The sequence below is a fragment of the Bacteroides intestinalis DSM 17393 genome (assembly GCF_000172175.1).
In the GTDB taxonomy this organism is placed as follows: domain Bacteria; phylum Bacteroidota; class Bacteroidia; order Bacteroidales; family Bacteroidaceae; genus Bacteroides; species Bacteroides intestinalis.
The window spans coordinates 1510763-1527203 of sequence record NZ_ABJL02000008.1 but is presented as its reverse complement, the minus strand read 5'-3'; the positions used below and the strand labels follow the sequence as shown (position 1 = coordinate 1527203).

General features: G+C 46.8%; 16 protein-coding genes. 12 read left to right on the top strand and 4 right to left on the bottom strand.

Annotated elements, in window-relative coordinates:
- Positions 1–117 precede the first annotated feature (117 nt).
- Genes mobC through mobA form a run of 3 tightly spaced genes read right to left on the bottom strand, consistent with a single transcriptional unit; the run spans position 118 to position 3886 of the window.
- The gene (gene mobC, locus BACINT_RS15495) at positions 118–2148 is read right to left on the bottom strand and encodes a conjugal transfer protein MobC (protein ID WP_007664667.1); all 2031 of its coding nucleotides are present in this window, start codon (positions 2146–2148) and stop codon (positions 118–120) included.
- Positions 2149–2181: 33 nt separating this feature from the next.
- Complete coding sequence (gene mobB / locus BACINT_RS15490; protein WP_007664666.1) at positions 2182–3438, bottom strand: conjugal transfer protein MobB; 1257 nt, start codon at positions 3436–3438, stop codon at positions 2182–2184.
- A 1-nt stretch (position 3439) separates the two neighbouring features.
- Positions 3440–3886, bottom strand: a complete 447-nt coding sequence (gene mobA, locus BACINT_RS15485) for a conjugal transfer protein MobA (RefSeq protein ID WP_007664665.1) — start codon at positions 3884–3886, stop codon at positions 3440–3442.
- A 612-nt stretch (positions 3887–4498) separates the two neighbouring features.
- Between mobA and BACINT_RS15480 the strand changes: the two genes are divergently transcribed.
- Genes BACINT_RS15480 through BACINT_RS15470 form a run of 3 tightly spaced genes read left to right on the top strand, consistent with a single transcriptional unit; the run spans position 4499 to position 6566 of the window.
- The gene (locus BACINT_RS15480; protein WP_005794037.1) at positions 4499–5254 is read left to right on the top strand and encodes a ParA family protein; all 756 of its coding nucleotides are present in this window, start codon (positions 4499–4501) and stop codon (positions 5252–5254) included.
- A gap of 2 nt (positions 5255–5256) precedes the next feature.
- Positions 5257–5670, top strand: coding sequence for a DUF3408 domain-containing protein (locus tag BACINT_RS15475; protein WP_007664664.1), 414 nt, complete (start codon positions 5257–5259; stop codon positions 5668–5670).
- A 5-nt stretch (positions 5671–5675) separates the two neighbouring features.
- The gene (locus BACINT_RS15470; protein ID WP_007664662.1) at positions 5676–6566 is read left to right on the top strand and encodes a DUF4122 family protein; all 891 of its coding nucleotides are present in this window, start codon (positions 5676–5678) and stop codon (positions 6564–6566) included.
- Between the two features lie 176 nt (positions 6567–6742).
- Here BACINT_RS15470 and BACINT_RS15465 read toward each other — a convergent pair whose 3' ends face one another.
- Complete coding sequence (locus BACINT_RS15465; protein WP_007664660.1) at positions 6743–8011, bottom strand: ATP-binding protein; 1269 nt, start codon at positions 8009–8011, stop codon at positions 6743–6745.
- A 355-nt stretch (positions 8012–8366) separates the two neighbouring features.
- Between BACINT_RS15465 and BACINT_RS15460 the strand changes: the two genes are divergently transcribed.
- From BACINT_RS15460 to traN, 9 genes are read left to right on the top strand one after another with little or no spacing between them, the layout of a single operon-like run.
- Positions 8367–8663, top strand: a complete 297-nt coding sequence (locus tag BACINT_RS15460) for a DUF4134 domain-containing protein (protein ID WP_007664658.1) — start codon at positions 8367–8369, stop codon at positions 8661–8663.
- A 1-nt stretch (position 8664) separates the two neighbouring features.
- Complete coding sequence (locus tag BACINT_RS15455) at positions 8665–8997, top strand: DUF4133 domain-containing protein (RefSeq protein WP_007664656.1); 333 nt, start codon at positions 8665–8667, stop codon at positions 8995–8997.
- Positions 8994–11492 carry a TraG family conjugative transposon ATPase gene (locus BACINT_RS15450; RefSeq protein WP_007664654.1) on the top strand — a complete coding sequence of 833 codons (2499 nt, stop codon included), beginning with the start codon at positions 8994–8996 and terminating at the stop codon, positions 11490–11492. The genes BACINT_RS15455 and BACINT_RS15450 overlap by 4 nt, the downstream gene beginning before the upstream one ends.
- 31 nt (positions 11493–11523) lie before the next feature.
- Positions 11524–12153 carry a DUF4141 domain-containing protein gene (locus BACINT_RS15445; RefSeq protein ID WP_007664652.1) on the top strand — a complete coding sequence of 210 codons (630 nt, stop codon included), beginning with the start codon at positions 11524–11526 and terminating at the stop codon, positions 12151–12153.
- Positions 12154–12171: 18 nt separating this feature from the next.
- Positions 12172–13179 carry a conjugative transposon protein TraJ gene (gene traJ, locus BACINT_RS15440; RefSeq protein ID WP_007664651.1) on the top strand — a complete coding sequence of 336 codons (1008 nt, stop codon included), beginning with the start codon at positions 12172–12174 and terminating at the stop codon, positions 13177–13179.
- Between the two features lie 19 nt (positions 13180–13198).
- Complete coding sequence (traK, locus tag BACINT_RS15435) at positions 13199–13822, top strand: conjugative transposon protein TraK (RefSeq protein ID WP_007664650.1); 624 nt, start codon at positions 13199–13201, stop codon at positions 13820–13822.
- 30 nt (positions 13823–13852) lie between these two features.
- Positions 13853–14149 carry a hypothetical protein gene (locus BACINT_RS15430; RefSeq protein WP_007664649.1) on the top strand — a complete coding sequence of 99 codons (297 nt, stop codon included), beginning with the start codon at positions 13853–13855 and terminating at the stop codon, positions 14147–14149.
- On the top strand, positions 14142–15431 hold the full coding sequence (gene traM, locus BACINT_RS15425; protein WP_007664648.1) for a conjugative transposon protein TraM: 1290 nt from the start codon (positions 14142–14144) through the stop codon (positions 15429–15431). The genes BACINT_RS15430 and traM overlap by 8 nt, the downstream gene beginning before the upstream one ends.
- A gap of 23 nt (positions 15432–15454) precedes the next feature.
- A complete protein-coding gene (gene traN / locus BACINT_RS15420; RefSeq protein ID WP_007664647.1) occupies positions 15455–16441 on the top strand; it encodes a conjugative transposon protein TraN in 987 nt (328 codons plus the stop codon).

Genomic DNA, 16441 nt, shown 5'->3' with positions numbered 1-16441 from the left:
AAAATACCGCAAGCCCCGTGGGGCGAGGATGATTTTTCCACGACACCCACAGGGCTTGACCTTGCTCAATCCGAAAGGCACGGAACAACCTTTGCGGTAAGAAATAGGATACAGATTCTAATCGTTATCCTCTTCGTCCTTCTCGTCTGGTAACAATCGTTTACGCAATTCAGGATCAGCCTTTATACGCTCCATTTCATCTTGAACTATCTGTTCGACTTCATCTTTGATACGGGAATAGTTACGCTCTATCTGCTCCTGCATGATGTCGTTGCCGTTCTCGTCCTTGAACTCATTGACGATAGGAATCTTCTTGTATGCCTTCATCTCAGCATTGACCTTTGCACTATCCACGATGATGCGTGAGTGGAAAATCTTCTGGTCAATCTCCTCACCGAAGTTATCCGCCACGCTACCTACGAATGTACCTTGCGAGAGGTTGGAAATCTTCGATGCAGGGATAAGGAAATCCAGCTGCGTATTGATAGAGGTAGATGTGTCCTGACGGTTGATAGATACCGACTGACGCTGCTGGAGTATTTTGCCAAAACGCTCAGAGAGGTTCTTGGCTGTTTCGCCAACCACCTGTCCGCTGAAGATGTTTCCAACCGTATTTTGGATAACCTTTGCCTCCTTGTCGCCATAGTCACGAGCCAACTGCGAGTAGTCCTGAAAACCGAGACAAACTGCTACCTTATTGCTTCGTGCAGTGGCAATGAGGTTGTCGATACCACGAAAATAGATTGTCGGCAACTCGTCAATGATGATGGAACTCTTCAACTGACCTTTCTTGTTCACCAACTTCACGATACGGCTGTTGTATAGTCCGAGTGCTGCCGAGTAGATATTCTGGCGGTCGGGATTGTTGCCAACGCAGAGTATCTTCGGCTCATTGGGATTGTTCAAATCGAGGGTAAAATCATCGCCCGTCATCACCCAATAGAGCTGCGGAGAAATCATTCTCGACAGAGGAATTTTGGCACTTGCTATCTGGCCTTGGAGCTGATCTTGAGCTCCACCTTTCCATGCGTCCATAAATGGAGATAGGTAGTTTTCCAACGAAGGATAAGAGGTCAGAATCGTAAAGATATCCGCATACGGTTTGTTCAAGAATTCAATCGTATGTGGGAAGGTACAATACTTACCGTCCTTGTAGATTCTCAGGTACCAGATAATCGCAGCCAAAAGGATAATCGGAGATTCCACAAAGAAGTCGCCCTGCTTCTGAATCCATGTTTTATTCAAGTTAAGCATAATAGTATATGCTGATTCATAGGCATCGCTGATATCAACCATAAACTTCGGGTTGATGGGATTACAGCGGTGTGAGCGTCGTGGGTCGTCAAAGTTGATGACATAGAAACTCGGCTTTACCTTGTACTTGTCGATATTCTTCAGCAGCTCGTTATAGGCAATTACAGAGAGGTCATCAAACTTGTAGTCGTAGATGTATGTGGCAAATCCTTTGGCTATGGTCTGCTTGATGTAGTTGTTCACTACGGCATACGACTTACCGCTACCCGGTGTTCCCAATACAATGGTTGCTCGGAACGGATTCACGACATTTATCCAACCGTCCCATTCCTTGCCTTGATAGACAAACTTCGTAGGCAGATTTACCGAATACTCATTCTCCATCAGTCGTGTCTCCTGCATGAAACTCTCGTTGGCCACATTGAAGACATCTTCCATAAGGTTATGCTTGAACATACGGCTAATCCATACTCCAGACATAAGAAGGAGGATATATCCGACAGTCATAGTAACCGTATAGATTGCCATATTCACGATTGGCGAGAATGGCAAATCGAGCAACCACCAGTTCATAAAGAAGAGAACAAGACCTCCGAGGAAGGTCGCATAAATCTTCTGCCAGGTCATCTTCTGATTCTTCACGCCCTTAGTACCGAGGCACGACAGAGCCAAGAATATGATGGCGAAGACCTTTGTCACAAGCAGGTTGCTGAACAGCCCTGCCGTATTCTGAAAGTTGAGTAGTATCTTATCTACCACTCCGATGTTGATACCCATATCCACGATGGCCTGATAGCAGAACCAGTAGATATGTACTACAATAAATATAATGGATATGGCACGCATAAACTCCATGACCTTTGCCAATCCTCTCAAATCATCTTCCTGTTGCATAATAAATTCGTTTTAATGGTTAGTGAAATTGGTTTACGATATGCCGCGTGAACGGCGTTTTTTCTTCTTCCTTTTCTTCTGGTACTGCTTGGCGAGCATCTCCTCCTGCGGATCATTTGCAGGAGCGTCAAACGAGAAGATTCCGAAGGCTTGCTCCAGTCCCGATTCAAGGTCTGCCGATGAGAGGCTTTGGCTCTCGGAGAAACCTTGCGGCATATCGGCCCAAGGAATGTCGCCTTGCGAGTTGAATAGCTTCTCGAAGTTGTTTGCCGAGAACTCCTTGCCCAGACGGGAACCGTTATATGCCTCACGATTGTGGTGGTCGATGAATGTGACACCGTAGATACGCCCTGCATCGTTCTCGCGGAACACCACATCAATGCCCTTGCTGCCAAGCAGACGCACGAACTCCTCGCGGTTGCCACGACAGCCGTGCATTGCCAAAGCCACATCATTGCGGATTTTAGGTTGCCACCTCTTCGCTCGGAACTCCTGAGCATTGTAGGCGATACGCTTCTCCACACCCTCGAAGCCGAAACGCTTGCCGATAAGCGAGGACTTGATTGGCGTACAGATAGGCTTGCCGTTGTCATTGGTCATCGTGTAGATGATACCCGAATAGGGCTTGCCATCGAACTCGCCTTTGACCTGCTTTGCCTCGATGTTGAAGCACGAGAGCATGGCACTATACTCGCCGAAGGATTGGAAACGATACGAGGTAAAGACACTCTTGAGAATGTTGGATACCTGCTGCTTAATATCGCCACGGGTGTAGTCCGCCTTTTTCAGATAAGGTTCCAATAGTTCCCTGCGTTTGTCGGCAATCTGTTTTAGTCCGAACATTTGCTCCAATTCTCGGCAAGCCTTCATCGAGCGGTTCCACTCGTAGGCATCATCTATCTTCTCGCCATTCTCATTCACGCAGGTAGATACAATATGTATATGTCTGCGGTCAATGTCCTCGTGGAGATAGACAATGTAGGGCTGGTTGCCGTAGCCCATCTTCTGCATATAGGCTCTTGCCAAATCCGCAAACTGACTATCGGTAAGATTGTCGTCCAGTGTCGGGTTGAGCGATATATGCAGAATAGGCTTCTCGGTGTTTCTGTTGGCTGCGAGATAGCTCTCAAAGGCGAACATCGTCTGAGAGACAATCCTGTCAGGGTCGTAGAGTGAATCGGTAATCATACGGTTGCCCGCTATGATGCGACCTGTCGCCTCATTTACCTTCTGCTGGTTGTAGATGACTGCTCCGTAGAGCGAAGCTCCTCTGTTGATCTTAGCTACCATATCAACCTCCGCTTTTACGGTTCAAGTGCCTCTCCTCAAACTCGCGTGTGAGGGCGATAATCTGTTTGCTCAATACTACCAACTCCAGTGTGGCTTTCTCCAATTTGGCGACAAGGGCAAATGCCCGCTTATCCCCGAAGTTGGCTTTTACGGCTCGCACCGTCTGATTGTAGTTGTTGCCGATGGCTTGGAACTGATGGTAGAAATTCGTGAGGCGTATGTAATAATCCATCGCCGCCTTGTCGAGTTTTACCACCTTTACTTCACGCTCGAAGATTAGAGCCTTTAGAAATTTCGACCTCTCCTTGAATCCCGATTTTTGGAATTGGATGTCGAAGTGTCCGTTCTCTTCCGATGTCAATCGGACCACATAGCGATGTATAGCTGGATCTAATTTGGGTTTCCGGCCTACACCTTTTCTTTGGTTTTTCCTGTTGTTCGTCTGCATACTTTTACATTTTATTGGTTACTAACTTCCGCTATGGATTCACGACTTTGGAGTGAATCCCTCCCCGAGCCGCAGGCGAGTGGCAAGTTTGTTTTGAGTGCCCGAAAACATTTCGGGTGCCTCAAAACACAACTTGCTATGTTCGCTTGAACATGAATTTTCCTTCGTAAAATTGGCTGTCGCCGTTCCCCTCAGAGAGAAGCATCCGAAAACTCCGTTCGTCGTGCGTCCATAGACCTTTCGGGTGCAAAGTTAGACAGGTGTATTCTATTGATAAATAGCGAGTTATATGCAATGTGATGACATATGATGACATGTGTAGTCAGAGGCTTGACGACATTGTGATTATTCCAATTTTTCGCTATTTCTTTGCGTCAGAAATGGTGCAACAAACCAATAATTGATTGCTTGATTAAGTGATTAAGGATTGGTGAAATTGTGAGAGTAAGCAAGCAAATAATTATTGCATTATTGGGGCGTTGCAACAAACAAAGGTTGACTTATTGGTTGGTGAGCACAATGTCACCATATCACCAAGTAACCAACAAACCAACAAACCAAGTAATAGACAAATAATGTAATAAGTAATTAACCATTAAAAAATTTACAGTTATGAAAAAAAAACCAGTATTTGTTGCAGTAAGCAACCAGAAAGGTGGAGTTGGTAAAAGTACAATGTTGGTAGCCCTTGCCAGCCTCCTGAACTATACGATGGATAAGAGTGTAGCCATCGTGGATTGTGATGCTACCCAGCGTAGCCTTTATAATCTCCGTGAACGAGACAAGGAGATGGTGGAGAAAAACAAGAGGTATATGACGCTTCTTGAAGAGCAAAGACTCCGTGGATGTAAGATTTATCCTATCAAAAGGGTAAGGCCCGAAGAGGCCCGCGCCACAGCGGGAGAGTTTGCTGAAACTGGAGAGTATGACATCATTTTTATTGACCTCCCAGGCTCTATGGATGTCCCCGGAGTTTTACAGACCATTTTCAATGTGGATTATGTATTGACTCCCATTGCTGCCGACAACTTTGTAATGGATAGCAGTTTCAGCTTCGCAAGCAGTGTGGTGAGATTCTTGGCAGAAAAGAAAGGCATTCCGCTTAAGGATATCTATATGTTCTGGACGAAGGTAAAGCGAAGGAGCAATGTGGAGGTACTCAAGAACTATTCGGAGTTGATGGAGAAGACAGGATTAAAAGTACTGAAATCAAGTATCCCAGAACTTTGTCGATACGAGAAGGAGTTGTCGATGTCATCTCGTACCTATTTCCGATGTTCGCTGTTGCCTCCTCCTGCGGGGCAACTCAAAGGAAGCGGATTACAGGAACTTGCCAATGAACTTCTTGAAATACTTAAACTGAAATAACTATGGCAAAGAAGAGCGTAAAAGTCGATGAGGATCTTATAAGGGGGTATATGGCAGGGCGGGAACCTGATAATGTTTCTAAGAATGAAACTTCTGTACAGGAGATTCTGAATGAAGCCATAACCACCGAGGAAGAACCTGTTGAAGAGGTGGTGCAAGAAAAGCCCAAGCCTCGCAAAAAAAAGGAAGAGAGCAACTATAGACAGAAGTATTTGATGAATACACCTATGTCGGGGCGTGTTCAAGTGTATCTGAACCGTCAGCTATACGAGCAAATCAAGAACTTTTTGCCCGTGATTGCTCCAGAGACCAGCATTGCAAGCTATCTCAGTAACATTATAGCAGAGCATATAGAACTTAACATTGAGGAGATAACTCAACTTTATAAAGAACGATTTTCACCACCTAAAATTTAACAACTATGACAACAACCATTTTTTATTTATCAGTTAAGGCTGTATCAGCAACCTATATATTATACAAAGTATGGAATATGATTTTCAGTCAGCGAATGTATGACTTCTGGAATATGTTACACAATTGGGCTCGTATTGCCCGTATCAGATTGTGGAAGTATCGAAAGAAACGGATGGAAGAGAAAGCGAGGAAGGACAGGCGAAAAGCCAGAATGCAAAGACCTATGTTGCAGAAGGTACAGTCTGAAGAGCAAGCATTTCAACCTTCATCTTATTCTGATTTGGAAGCTCAAGCAATAGTAGAGGAACTTGCCAAGAGATTTGAAGACACTTCACAAGATGAAACATTGAAGTCACCCGTAGAAGAAAAGCCCAAGCCCAAGCCTAAAATCAAACCTGTGGTTTTTGATGACCCGAATGAGGTTATGGGAAAGTCCAATATCATCTATTATGAAGACCCTGAAGTCGCTCGCAAGACTCCGACACGCTCAATAGAGTTGAAGCAGGTTGAGTTACCTGTTGATGAGGATGTCAATCCGGAAGATGTAGAGGATAATTTTGTACCGCAGAAAAGATTGTCGCAAGAGGATATGAAGGAATTGATGTCTTCCGAGTCTATTCCTGATCCGGAATTTTCGGGAGCCTGTACTTTTGAAGAGTTGGGTAATGTGGCAGATGTCTTATTGAATAGGACTACAGATAAGAAAAAGATTATGGATGCCGCAGAGACCTTATATAAACTTCAAGATTCCGACATCTATCATTTTTACACTACATCTATCAGTACGGAAAAGCAAGTGGATAGATTGCTAAGAGATAATCTTGATGGTGCAGGTCGTCGGCAGAATGGTAAGCAATCAGAGCGTATTGCGGTTGATTGGAATAAATTTATGTAATAAACATTCTTTTTTTCATTGTTTATATATTTGGTTAACTAGGCTGGCACTCCGATGTGAATCGGGGTGTCAGTGTTTATATGTGTATTCAGCTACTCCAATTAACAAGTAAGGCAAGTATCGTAATGCCTTGTGCATTATGATTCTTGCCTTGCTATTAGTAAATTAAATAAGATTTATTTGTTAAGTAACCACTCTGTAGCAGGAACAACATTTATGGTGTAACCATCCTCCTCAATTGTTTCTTGTTCTTCAAAGGTTACAAGCGTAAGATTATTGCACTTTAGTTTCTTGGCTGCATTCTTCAAACCTCTAATCTCTCTATTGCGTGTCTTTTCAGTAGAGATATCGTATGATACCTGTATCAACTCTTGTACATTGCCATCTTTTGCTATAACAAAATCAACTTGCGAAGATGTTTCCTTATAGTAGAAAACATCACAAAAGAGTGGCTTATAGCGACGCATCAGCTCAATGCATACAATATTCTCCAACTTCCAGCCAAGATTTTCCAGTGAGAAATTATCCTCGCGTTCAGTGACAAATGCAGTATCCACTACATAAACCTTTTCGTTTCTTACACGATCTTTACTTTTATATGAGAAGCGATTTACTCCTACCAATAGAAATGCCTCTTTAAGGTAGGAATAATAGTTCTCAGCCGTATGATTTGATACTCCGAATAATTCACCTACCGTTTTGGCGACAAATTCCTGACAATAATTATCGGCAAGATAAGCTGCGATTCTTCGTAATGCTTCCACATTGCGAACCTTGAAGCGTTTTGCTATATCATTCTTGATGATGGCATCCAATAATCCGTTAATATAACCTTTACGATTACTCTCATTGAACAATTCTGGGAATCCACCTTGTAGAAGATATTCATGTAGGGTACTTTTGCGAATACCCTTTGCTTTTGTTGATAGCGAAGTGGTATCTATCTTTTTCATTGCACAATACTCGGAGTATGAGAAAGGATAGAGTTCCACCTTATTATTTCTTCCTGTCAGATGTGTACTTAATTCCTTACTGAGTAATTTAGAATTAGAACCCGTAATAAATAGATGCATTTTCTGGCGAAGCAATCGATTGACAAACAATGGCCAGCCTTCTATATTCTGTATCTCATCAAGGAACAGATATTTGAACTCTCCATAGGTCATATATAATGCTTCAAGCAAATGGTCTAAATCACTTGCCTTCATATCCTCCATTCGGTCATCATCAAAGTTTACATAGGCAAAGTCAATCCCCTTTTGCTTAAGGAACATTTCGCATAATGTTGATTTTCCACATCGTCTGACACCTATCACAACCTGAGCTCGATTGCTCTTTAAGTCAAGTTGTGATTCTTCAGGACGTGGGCACAACTCCGAGTAATCATTCGCTAGCAACTCCTCACGCTGGTCTGCTACTATTGATAGTAATGTCTGAGTATTCATAATTCATATTATTTTACTGCAAAAATAATTCTATTTCCATAAAACAGCAAATTTTCCGTAATCTATTTCCATAAATAATGCGATTTGTTTATTTCTATTTCCATAAATAGTACAAATCATCATTTTCTATTTCCATAAATTCACTCTTCGGTACAAAATCTATTTCAAATTTGGCACATCATTTATAACTCCTCACGACCTCTTTTCACCCCAAAATCCACCCTTCAAAATGCCCCAACTATGACATCTGACGACACGTTATGACGTGTATAGACCGATTTGAAAATCAATGAATTAAGTGCTATATATTCGCAGTCGAAATCACTTTTTGTATAACTAAAAAACATTTCGACGTATGAAGAAAAAAGTATTATTCGCAGCAGCATTTATGCTTGCAACAGTGAGTGCATTTGCACAGGGTAACGGTATCGCAGGTATCACCGAGGCTACCAACATGGTAACATCGTATTTCGATCCGGGTACCAAGTTGATTTACGCAGTGGGAGCCGTAGTCGGTCTTATCGGCGGCGTGAAGGTCTATTCGAAGTTCTCTTCTGGCGACCCCGACACCTCGAAGACCGCAGCCTCTTGGTTCGGTGCCTGTATCTTCCTGATTGTAGCCGCCACCATCTTACGTTCATTCTTCCTCTAATATGGCGGTCTATCAAATCAACAAAGGGATTGGTCGTAGCCCCGAGTTCAAGGGGCTACGCAGCCAATACCTCTTCATCTTCGCCGGCGGTCTGCTCGCCATACTCATTGCCTTTATGGTGCTGTATATGGCAGGCGTGAACCAATGGATATGTATCGCACTGGGAATCATCTCCGCTTCGGTACTTGTCTGGGCGACATTCCACCTGAATGCCAAGTATGGCGAGTGGGGCTTGATGAAGATACAGGCTGCAAAGAACCATCCCCGCTACATCATCAGCCGCAAGCGATTCTTGCGATTGATTATTCCTAACCTCAAAAACAGAAAGTCATGAGAAATGTAATGAAAGCAGCTACCCTCGAAAGCAAGTTCCCGATTCTGTCGGTTGAGCACGACTGCATCATCAGCAAGGATGCCGACATCACGGTCTGCTATCGTGTGGAGCTTCCCGAACTCTTCACTGTCACACAGGCGGAGTATGAGGCGATACACTCGGCATGGGTCAAGGCGGTCAAGGTCTTGCCGAACTACAGTATCGTGCATAAGCAGGACTTCTTCATTGAGGAGAGCTACACCCCCGAGTTGCAGAAGGAAGACCTCAGTTTCCTTTCTCGTTCCTTTGAGCGACACTTCAACGAGCGTCCTTACCTGAAGCACACTTGTTATCTGTTCCTCACCAAGACCACCAAGGAGCATAGCCGCACAACCAGCAGCTTCAATGCCCTTACCCGCGGCTTCATCATCCCGAAGGAGATGCAGGACAAGGAGGCGGTAAGCCGATTCCTGGAGTGCTGCGAGCAGTTCGAGCGTATCATCAACGACAGCGGATTCATCACGCTCACCCGTCTTACGGGCGATGAGATTACAGGCACAGAGTCAAGTGCGGGCATCATCGAGAAATACTTCTCGCTCTCGCAGGAGGATACCACCTGCTTGCAGGATATCACCCTCGGAGCTGGCGAGATGAAGATTGGCGACAACTACCTCTGCCTGCATACGCTCTCCGATCCCGAAGACCTGCCGACAAGCGTGGCTACCGACAGCCGTTACGAGCGTCTCTCAACAGACCGTAGCGATTGCCGCCTCTCGTTTGCCGCACCTATCGGGGTGTTGCTCACCTGCAACCACATCGTGAACCAGTACCTCTTCATCGATGACTCTGCGGAGATGCTGCGTAAGTTCGAGCAGACAGCACGCAATATGCACTCGCTATCGCGTTACAGTCGCTCCAACCAGATTAACCGCGAGTGGATTGAGGAGTACCTGAACGAGGCACACAGCCAGGGGCTGACGGCTATCCGTGCCCATTGCAATGTCTTCGCGTGGAGCGATGACAGGGAAAAACTGAAGCGTGTGAAGAACGATGTAGGCAGTCAGCTCGCCTTGATGGAGGCCAAGCCCCGACACAATACGGTGGATACACCGACACTATTCTGGGCTGCTATCCCCGGCAATGCAGGCGATTTTCCTGCCGAGGAGTCCTTCTACACCTTTATCGAGCAGGCACTATGCCTCTTCATTGAGGAGACCACAGGACAGGATTCACTCTCTCCGTTCGGTATGCGTATGGTGGACCGCTTGACGGGCAAGCCTATCCATCTGGATATTTCGGATTTGCCTATGAAGCGTGGTGTCATCACCAACCGCAACAAGTTCATCCTCGGTCCTTCGGGCAGTGGAAAGTCCTTCTTCACCAACCATATGGTAAGGCAGTATTACGAGCAAGGTACGCATGTGTTGCTTGTCGATACGGGTAACTCTTATCAGGGGTTGTGTAACCTTATCAATGCACGCACGCATGGCGAGGACGGCATTTACTTCACCTATGAGGAGAGTGATCCGATAGCCTTTAATCCTTTCTATGTCGAGGATGGTGTGTTCGACATTGAGAAGAAGGAGTCCATCAAGACACTTATCCTCACGCTGTGGAAAAGGGATGATGAGCCACCGACGAGAGCCGAGGAGGTGGCACTCTCCAATGCCGTGAACCTCTTCTTGGAGCGTATCCGCACTGACAAGAGCATCAAGCCATCGTTCAACACCTTCTATGAGTTTATCCGTGACGAGTATCAGGATATTCTCAAGGAGAAGCGTACACGCGAGAAGGACTTCGATGTGTGGGGATTCCTCAATGTCTTGGAGCCATACTACAAGGGTGGCGAGTATGATTTCCTCCTGAACTCCGACAAGCAGCTGGACTTGCTCAACAAGCGGTTTATCGTCTTCGAGTTGGATAACATCAAGGACAATAAGGTACTCTTCCCGATAGTGACCATCATCATTATGGAGACCTTCATCAACAAGATGCGTAGACTGAAGGGCATCCGCAAGATGATTCTCTTGGAGGAGGCTTGGAAAGCCATCAGCAAGGAGGGCATGGCCGAGTATCTGAAGTACCTCTTCAAGACCGTGCGTAAGTTCTTCGGCGAAGCAGTTGTGGTAACGCAGGAGGTCGAGGACATCATCTCTTCCTCTATCGTCAAGGGTACCATCATCAACAACAGCGACTGCAAGATTCTTCTTGACCAGCGTAAGTATGTGAACAAGTTCGATGAGATACAGGCTTTGCTCGGACTCACCGACAAGGAGCGTGCACAGATTCTCTCCATCAACCTCTCCAATGCTCCCGGCAGGAAATACAAGGAGGTGTGGATAGGTCTTGGCGGAGCACAGTCGGCGGTCTATGCCACAGAGGTATCTTCCGAAGAGTACTACTGCTACACTACCGAGGAGACCGAGAAACTGGAGTTGCAGCAGCTCACCGAGAAGTTGGACGGCAACATCGAGCTCGCCATCAAGCAGCTTGCCGAGAGCAAGCGAAACAAGTAACCCATTTATTCACCATTTAATTCGTAACAGTATGAGATTTAAAATTTTTATGCTCTGTCTGGTGGCTCTCTTTGTCAGCCAGACATCGAGGGCGCAGTGGGTGGTGACAGACCCCGGCAACCTCGCACAAGGCATCATCAATGCCACGAAGAACATCGTGCATACATCCTCTACGGCAAGTACGATGATTCAGAACTTCCAGGAGACAGTAAAGATCTATAAGCAGGGCAAGGAGTACTACGATGCTCTGAAGAAGGTGAAGAACCTTGTCCGCGATGCACGCAAGGTACAGCAGACCATCCTGCTTGTAGGCGACATCACCGACATCTATGTGAACAGCTTTGAGCGTATGCTCAACGACCCCTACTTCACGGTGGAGGAACTCAGTGCCATTGCTCTGGGATATACAAAACTGCTCGAAGAGAGTGCCCACCTCTTGAATGACCTTAAATCGGTGGTCAATGAGAACGGGCTCTCGATGAGCGACAAGGATAGAATGGATATCATCGACAAGTGTTATAGCGAGATGCTCCAGTACCGTGGGCTTGTGCAGTACTACACCAACAAGAATATCGGAGTGTCCTACCTCAGAGCGAAGAAGCAGAACGATGTTGACCGTGTGATGTCCCTCTACGGCTCGCCGAGTGAACGCTATTGGTAAACCTGAAACCCTACGACTATGGTACTATTAGCAGTAAACTTTGACAATCTGCATCAGATACTCCAGAGTCTGTATGTGGATATGATGCCCCTCTGCTCGCAGATGACGGGTGTCGCCAAAGGACTTGCCGGATTGGGTGCTCTCTTTTACGTCGCCTATCGTGTCTGGCAGTCGTTGGCAAGAGCCGAGCCTATAGATGTCTTTCCGCTCCTGCGTCCCTTTGCTCTCGGACTGTGTATCATGTTCTTCCCGACATTGGTGTTGGGCACGCTCAACAGCGTGATGTCGCCCATCGTGACGGGAACACACAGAATCCTTGAAACACAGACCTTCGATATGAACGAGTATCGCAAGCAGAAGGATAAACTGGAATTTGAGGCGATGAAACGCAATCCCGAAACAGCCTACCTTGTGGATAAGGAGTCCTTTGACAACAAGCTCGATGAGTTGGGAGCGTTGGATGCGATTGAGGCTTGCGGAATGTATGTGGATCGTGCGATGTACAATATGAAAAAGGCTGTTCAGAACTTCTTCCGTGAACTGTTGGAACTGATGTTCAATGCCGCAGCACTTGTCATAGACACGCTGAGAACATTCTTCCTCATTGTCCTCTCGATACTCGGGCCCATATCCTTTGCGATAGCCTGTTGGGACGGCTTCCATGCCTCACTCACGCAGTGGTTTGTCCGATATATCAGCATCTATCTATGGCTCCCCGTGAGCGACCTTTTCAGCAGCGTGCTTGCACGCATACAGGTACTGATGCTACAGAAGGACATCGAGCAGTTGTCCGATCCCAATTTCATCCCTGACGGGTCGAATGCGGTCTATATCACCTTCCTCATTATCGGCATCATCGGATATTTCACCATTCCGACAGTGGCCAACTGGATAATCCAGGCAGGCGGCGGTGCAGGTAACTACGGCAGGAACGTGGCACAGACAGCGAGCCGCACGGGATCGATAGCAGCAGGTGCGACAGGTGCCGCCATCGGCAACATCGCAGGAAGATTACTTAAACGATAACCTATTAAACAGTATTCAAATGGAATTCAAATCACTTAAAAACATCGAAACCGGCTTCAGACAGATACGCTTCTTCGGCATTGCCTACCTCTTTGTCTGTGCTTCACTTGTGGGCTTCTCGCTTTGGAAGGCATACAGCTTTGCCGAGGCACAACGACAGAAGATTTATGTCCTTGACGAGGGCAAGTCGCTGATGCTGGCTCTATCTCAGGACCTGGAGCAGAACCGTCCTGTGGAGGCAAGGGAACATGTGAAGCGTTTCCACGAACTCTTCTTCACGCTTGCACCCGACAAGAGCGCCATCGAGGGTAACATCCAGAGGGCAATGTTTCTGAGCGACCGCTCGGCATACGAGCACTACAGCGACCTTGCAGAGCAGGGATATTACAACCGTATCATCTCAGGCAATGTAACACAGCGTATCGAAGTGGATAGCATAAGCTGCAACTTCAACCACTATCCCTACGAGGTGGTGACATACGCAAGGCTATCCATCATCCGCGAGAAGAGTATCACCGAGCGCAGCCTAGTGACCAAAGGGCGACTGCTTAACTCCACACGCAGCGATAACAACCCTCATGGATTCATCTTCGAGGCGTTCCGTGTGGTGGAGAACAAGGACCTGAGAGTCTATGACAGATAACCTAATTATTCACCATTAACATTTACAGCGATGAAAAAGTACATTCAAAAAATCAAGGATTCAATCAACAAGTCTTGGAACAACAAGACATCAAAGACCAAACGCCTTATCATCTACGGCCTCTTGCTGGCATATATGGGATTTGCCCTCTATGTAATCTTTATGCCTGCTCCCGATTACAGGTATAAGGAGTATGTCAGAAGTGAGCCGCCTGCCACCAACCTGATTATCGAGGAGGAGGCAGCTCCTGCCGACAGCCTCTCGGATAAGAAGATACGGGAGATGGAAGAGTTCTTTAACCAATTTAATTCAGAGAACTATGAGTAACGATGCAAACGCTCTGAAAAGAAAGGAGCAAATCAAGAAGTGGCTTATATATGCCGGAATGGGACTTTTATTCCTCGTTTCCATGTACTTCATCTTCAAACCATCGAAGGAGCAGGTACAGGCGGAACAGCAGAAGGTAGGCTTCAATGCCGAACTTCCCGATCCGCGAGGTGCAGGCATCGAAGCGGACAAGATTGCCGCCTATGAGCTGGAGGATATGCGTGTCAAGCAGGAGCAGAAGATGCGTACCCTTGAGGACTTCACCGCAATGACCGCCGATGACGAGGAGGAAGAGGTGGTCGGGATACCCGAAGAGCCGAGATACACAGGTGGTAGCAGTTCATCCTATCGAAGTGGCAGCAGTAGTCGTAGCAACTCGTTCTCCACATCCACATCTGCCTACAATGACATCAATGCCACACTCGGCAGTTTCTACGAAGAGCCGCGTGAGGATCCCGAAAAGGAGGCTCTGAAAGCGGAGCTTGAGGAGTTGAAGCAGTCGATGGCACAACAGCAGAACAGCCAACCGACATATGCCGACCAGGTGGCACTCTTGGAGAAGTCATACGAGCTTGCAGCGAAGTATATGCCCGGAGGCACAACAACCACCTCCGAGAGCAAAGCCGAGGAGGTGGAGACCACGACACGAAGCGGCAAGGCGAAGGCTCAGCCCGTAGGTCAGGTAACGACACCCGTAGTGTCGGCACTCGCTCAGCCTGTGAGCGACTCGGCGATGATAGCAAGGCTGTCGCAATCCATAGGCGGAGGTTTTCATACCGCAGTGGGTGAAGCACCTGCCGAGACCGCACGAAACACCATCAAGGCGTGCGTGCATGGCGACCAGACCATCACAAGCGGTCAGAGTGTGCGACTGCGACTTTTGGAGGCAATGCGTGTCGGAAAGTATGTACTGCCACGAAACATCCTCATCACGGGCGAAGGAAGCATAAAAGGTGAAAGGCTCGACATAGAGATTCTTCAGGTGGAGTATGACGGCACAATCATCCCCGTAGAGCTAACGGTCCACGACAATGACGGACAGGCGGGAATCTTCATCCCCGGCTCGATGGAAGCGAGTGCGGCGAAGGAGATGGCGGCAAATCTGGGGCAGAACCTCGGAACAAGTATCTCCATCACCAACCAGTCTGCCGGAGACCAACTGCTATCTGAAGTAGGTCGTGGTGCCATACAGGGCGTGTCTCAGTACATCTCCAAAAAGATGCGTGAAGAGAAGGTACACCTCAAATCAGGATATACCCTGATGCTATATCAAAACAATTAATAACCCATTAAAACATTAAAGTCATGAAAAAGTTTTTTGTAATGCTTGCCCTCACTTTGGGCGTTGTAAGTGCCAATGCACAGTCGGTTGATTCAACCGCAGTAACCAACACGGTAGCCGGTGATGTAACCCTCACTACGGACATCTATCCGCAGCAGGAGGATGGTGACATCTATCACGGTCTGACAAAGAAACTGACCTTTGACCGTATGATACCGCCTTACGGCTTGGAGGTGACATACGACAAGACAACACACATCATCTTCCCTGCGGCGGTACGCTATGTGGATCTCGGTTCGCCTAACCTTATCGCAGGCAAGGCCGACGGCTCGGAGAATGTGATTCGTGTGAAGGCTACCGTAAAGAACTTCCGCGATGAGACCAATATGTCGGTGATTACTGAGAGTGGCAGTTTCTACACATTCAATGTGAAGTACTCCGATGAGCCTCTATTACTCAATATCGAGATGAAGGACTTCATTCACGATGGCAGTGAGGTGAACCGCCCGAACAATGCTCTCGACATCTACTTGCAGGAGTTGGGCAGCGAGTCGCCGAAGTTGGTACACCTTATCAGCAAGGCTATCCACAAGGACAACAAACGCCACATCAAGCACATCGGTAGCAAGGCTTTCGGCATCCAGTATCTGTTGCGTGGTCTATACACCCACAATGGTTTGCTCTACTTCCATACGCAGGTGAAGAACACATCGAATGTACCATACGAGGTGGACTTTGTGACCTTCAAGATTGTGGATAAGCAGGTGATGAAGCGTACAGCCATTCAGGAGCAGGTCATCTTCCCTCTGCGTGCATACGATTATGCCACAACCGTTGCTGGCAACAAGGATGAGCGTACCGTATTCGTGTTCGACAAGTTCACTATCCCTGCCGACAAGGTGCTTGTGGTGGAGATGCACGAGAAGAGCGGTGGCAGACACCAGACCTTTACCGTGGAGAGTGAGGACATCGTAAGAGCAAAAGTAATCAACGAACTTAAAGTTAAGTAA

Excerpts from the sequence above, each read along its gene's own strand:
- BACINT_RS15465 (WP_007664660.1), bottom strand. The coding sequence starts at position 8,011 with ATGAATACTCAGACATTACTATCAATAGTAGCAGACCAGCGTGAGGAG.
- BACINT_RS15430 (WP_007664649.1), top strand. The coding sequence starts at position 13,853 with ATGAAAAAGTACATTCAAAAAATCAAGGATTCAATCAACAAGTCTTGG.
- BACINT_RS15455 (WP_007664656.1), top strand. The coding sequence starts at position 8,665 with ATGGCGGTCTATCAAATCAACAAAGGGATTGGTCGTAGCCCCGAGTTC.
- traM (WP_007664648.1), top strand. The coding sequence starts at position 14,142 with ATGAGTAACGATGCAAACGCTCTGAAAAGAAAGGAGCAAATCAAGAAG.
- BACINT_RS15460 (WP_007664658.1), top strand. The coding sequence starts at position 8,367 with ATGAAGAAAAAAGTATTATTCGCAGCAGCATTTATGCTTGCAACAGTG.
- mobA (WP_007664665.1), bottom strand. The coding sequence starts at position 3,886 with ATGCAGACGAACAACAGGAAAAACCAAAGAAAAGGTGTAGGCCGGAAA.
- BACINT_RS15470 (WP_007664662.1), top strand. The coding sequence starts at position 5,676 with ATGACAACAACCATTTTTTATTTATCAGTTAAGGCTGTATCAGCAACC.
- mobB (WP_007664666.1), bottom strand. The coding sequence starts at position 3,438 with ATGGTAGCTAAGATCAACAGAGGAGCTTCGCTCTACGGAGCAGTCATC.
- traN (WP_007664647.1), top strand. The coding sequence starts at position 15,455 with ATGAAAAAGTTTTTTGTAATGCTTGCCCTCACTTTGGGCGTTGTAAGT.
- BACINT_RS15450 (WP_007664654.1), top strand. The coding sequence starts at position 8,994 with ATGAGAAATGTAATGAAAGCAGCTACCCTCGAAAGCAAGTTCCCGATT.
- traK (WP_007664650.1), top strand. The coding sequence starts at position 13,199 with ATGGAATTCAAATCACTTAAAAACATCGAAACCGGCTTCAGACAGATA.
- BACINT_RS15480 (WP_005794037.1), top strand. The coding sequence starts at position 4,499 with ATGAAAAAAAAACCAGTATTTGTTGCAGTAAGCAACCAGAAAGGTGGA.
- BACINT_RS15445 (WP_007664652.1), top strand. The coding sequence starts at position 11,524 with ATGAGATTTAAAATTTTTATGCTCTGTCTGGTGGCTCTCTTTGTCAGC.
- traJ (WP_007664651.1), top strand. The coding sequence starts at position 12,172 with ATGGTACTATTAGCAGTAAACTTTGACAATCTGCATCAGATACTCCAG.
- mobC (WP_007664667.1), bottom strand. The coding sequence starts at position 2,148 with ATGCAACAGGAAGATGATTTGAGAGGATTGGCAAAGGTCATGGAGTTT.
- BACINT_RS15475 (WP_007664664.1), top strand. The coding sequence starts at position 5,257 with ATGGCAAAGAAGAGCGTAAAAGTCGATGAGGATCTTATAAGGGGGTAT.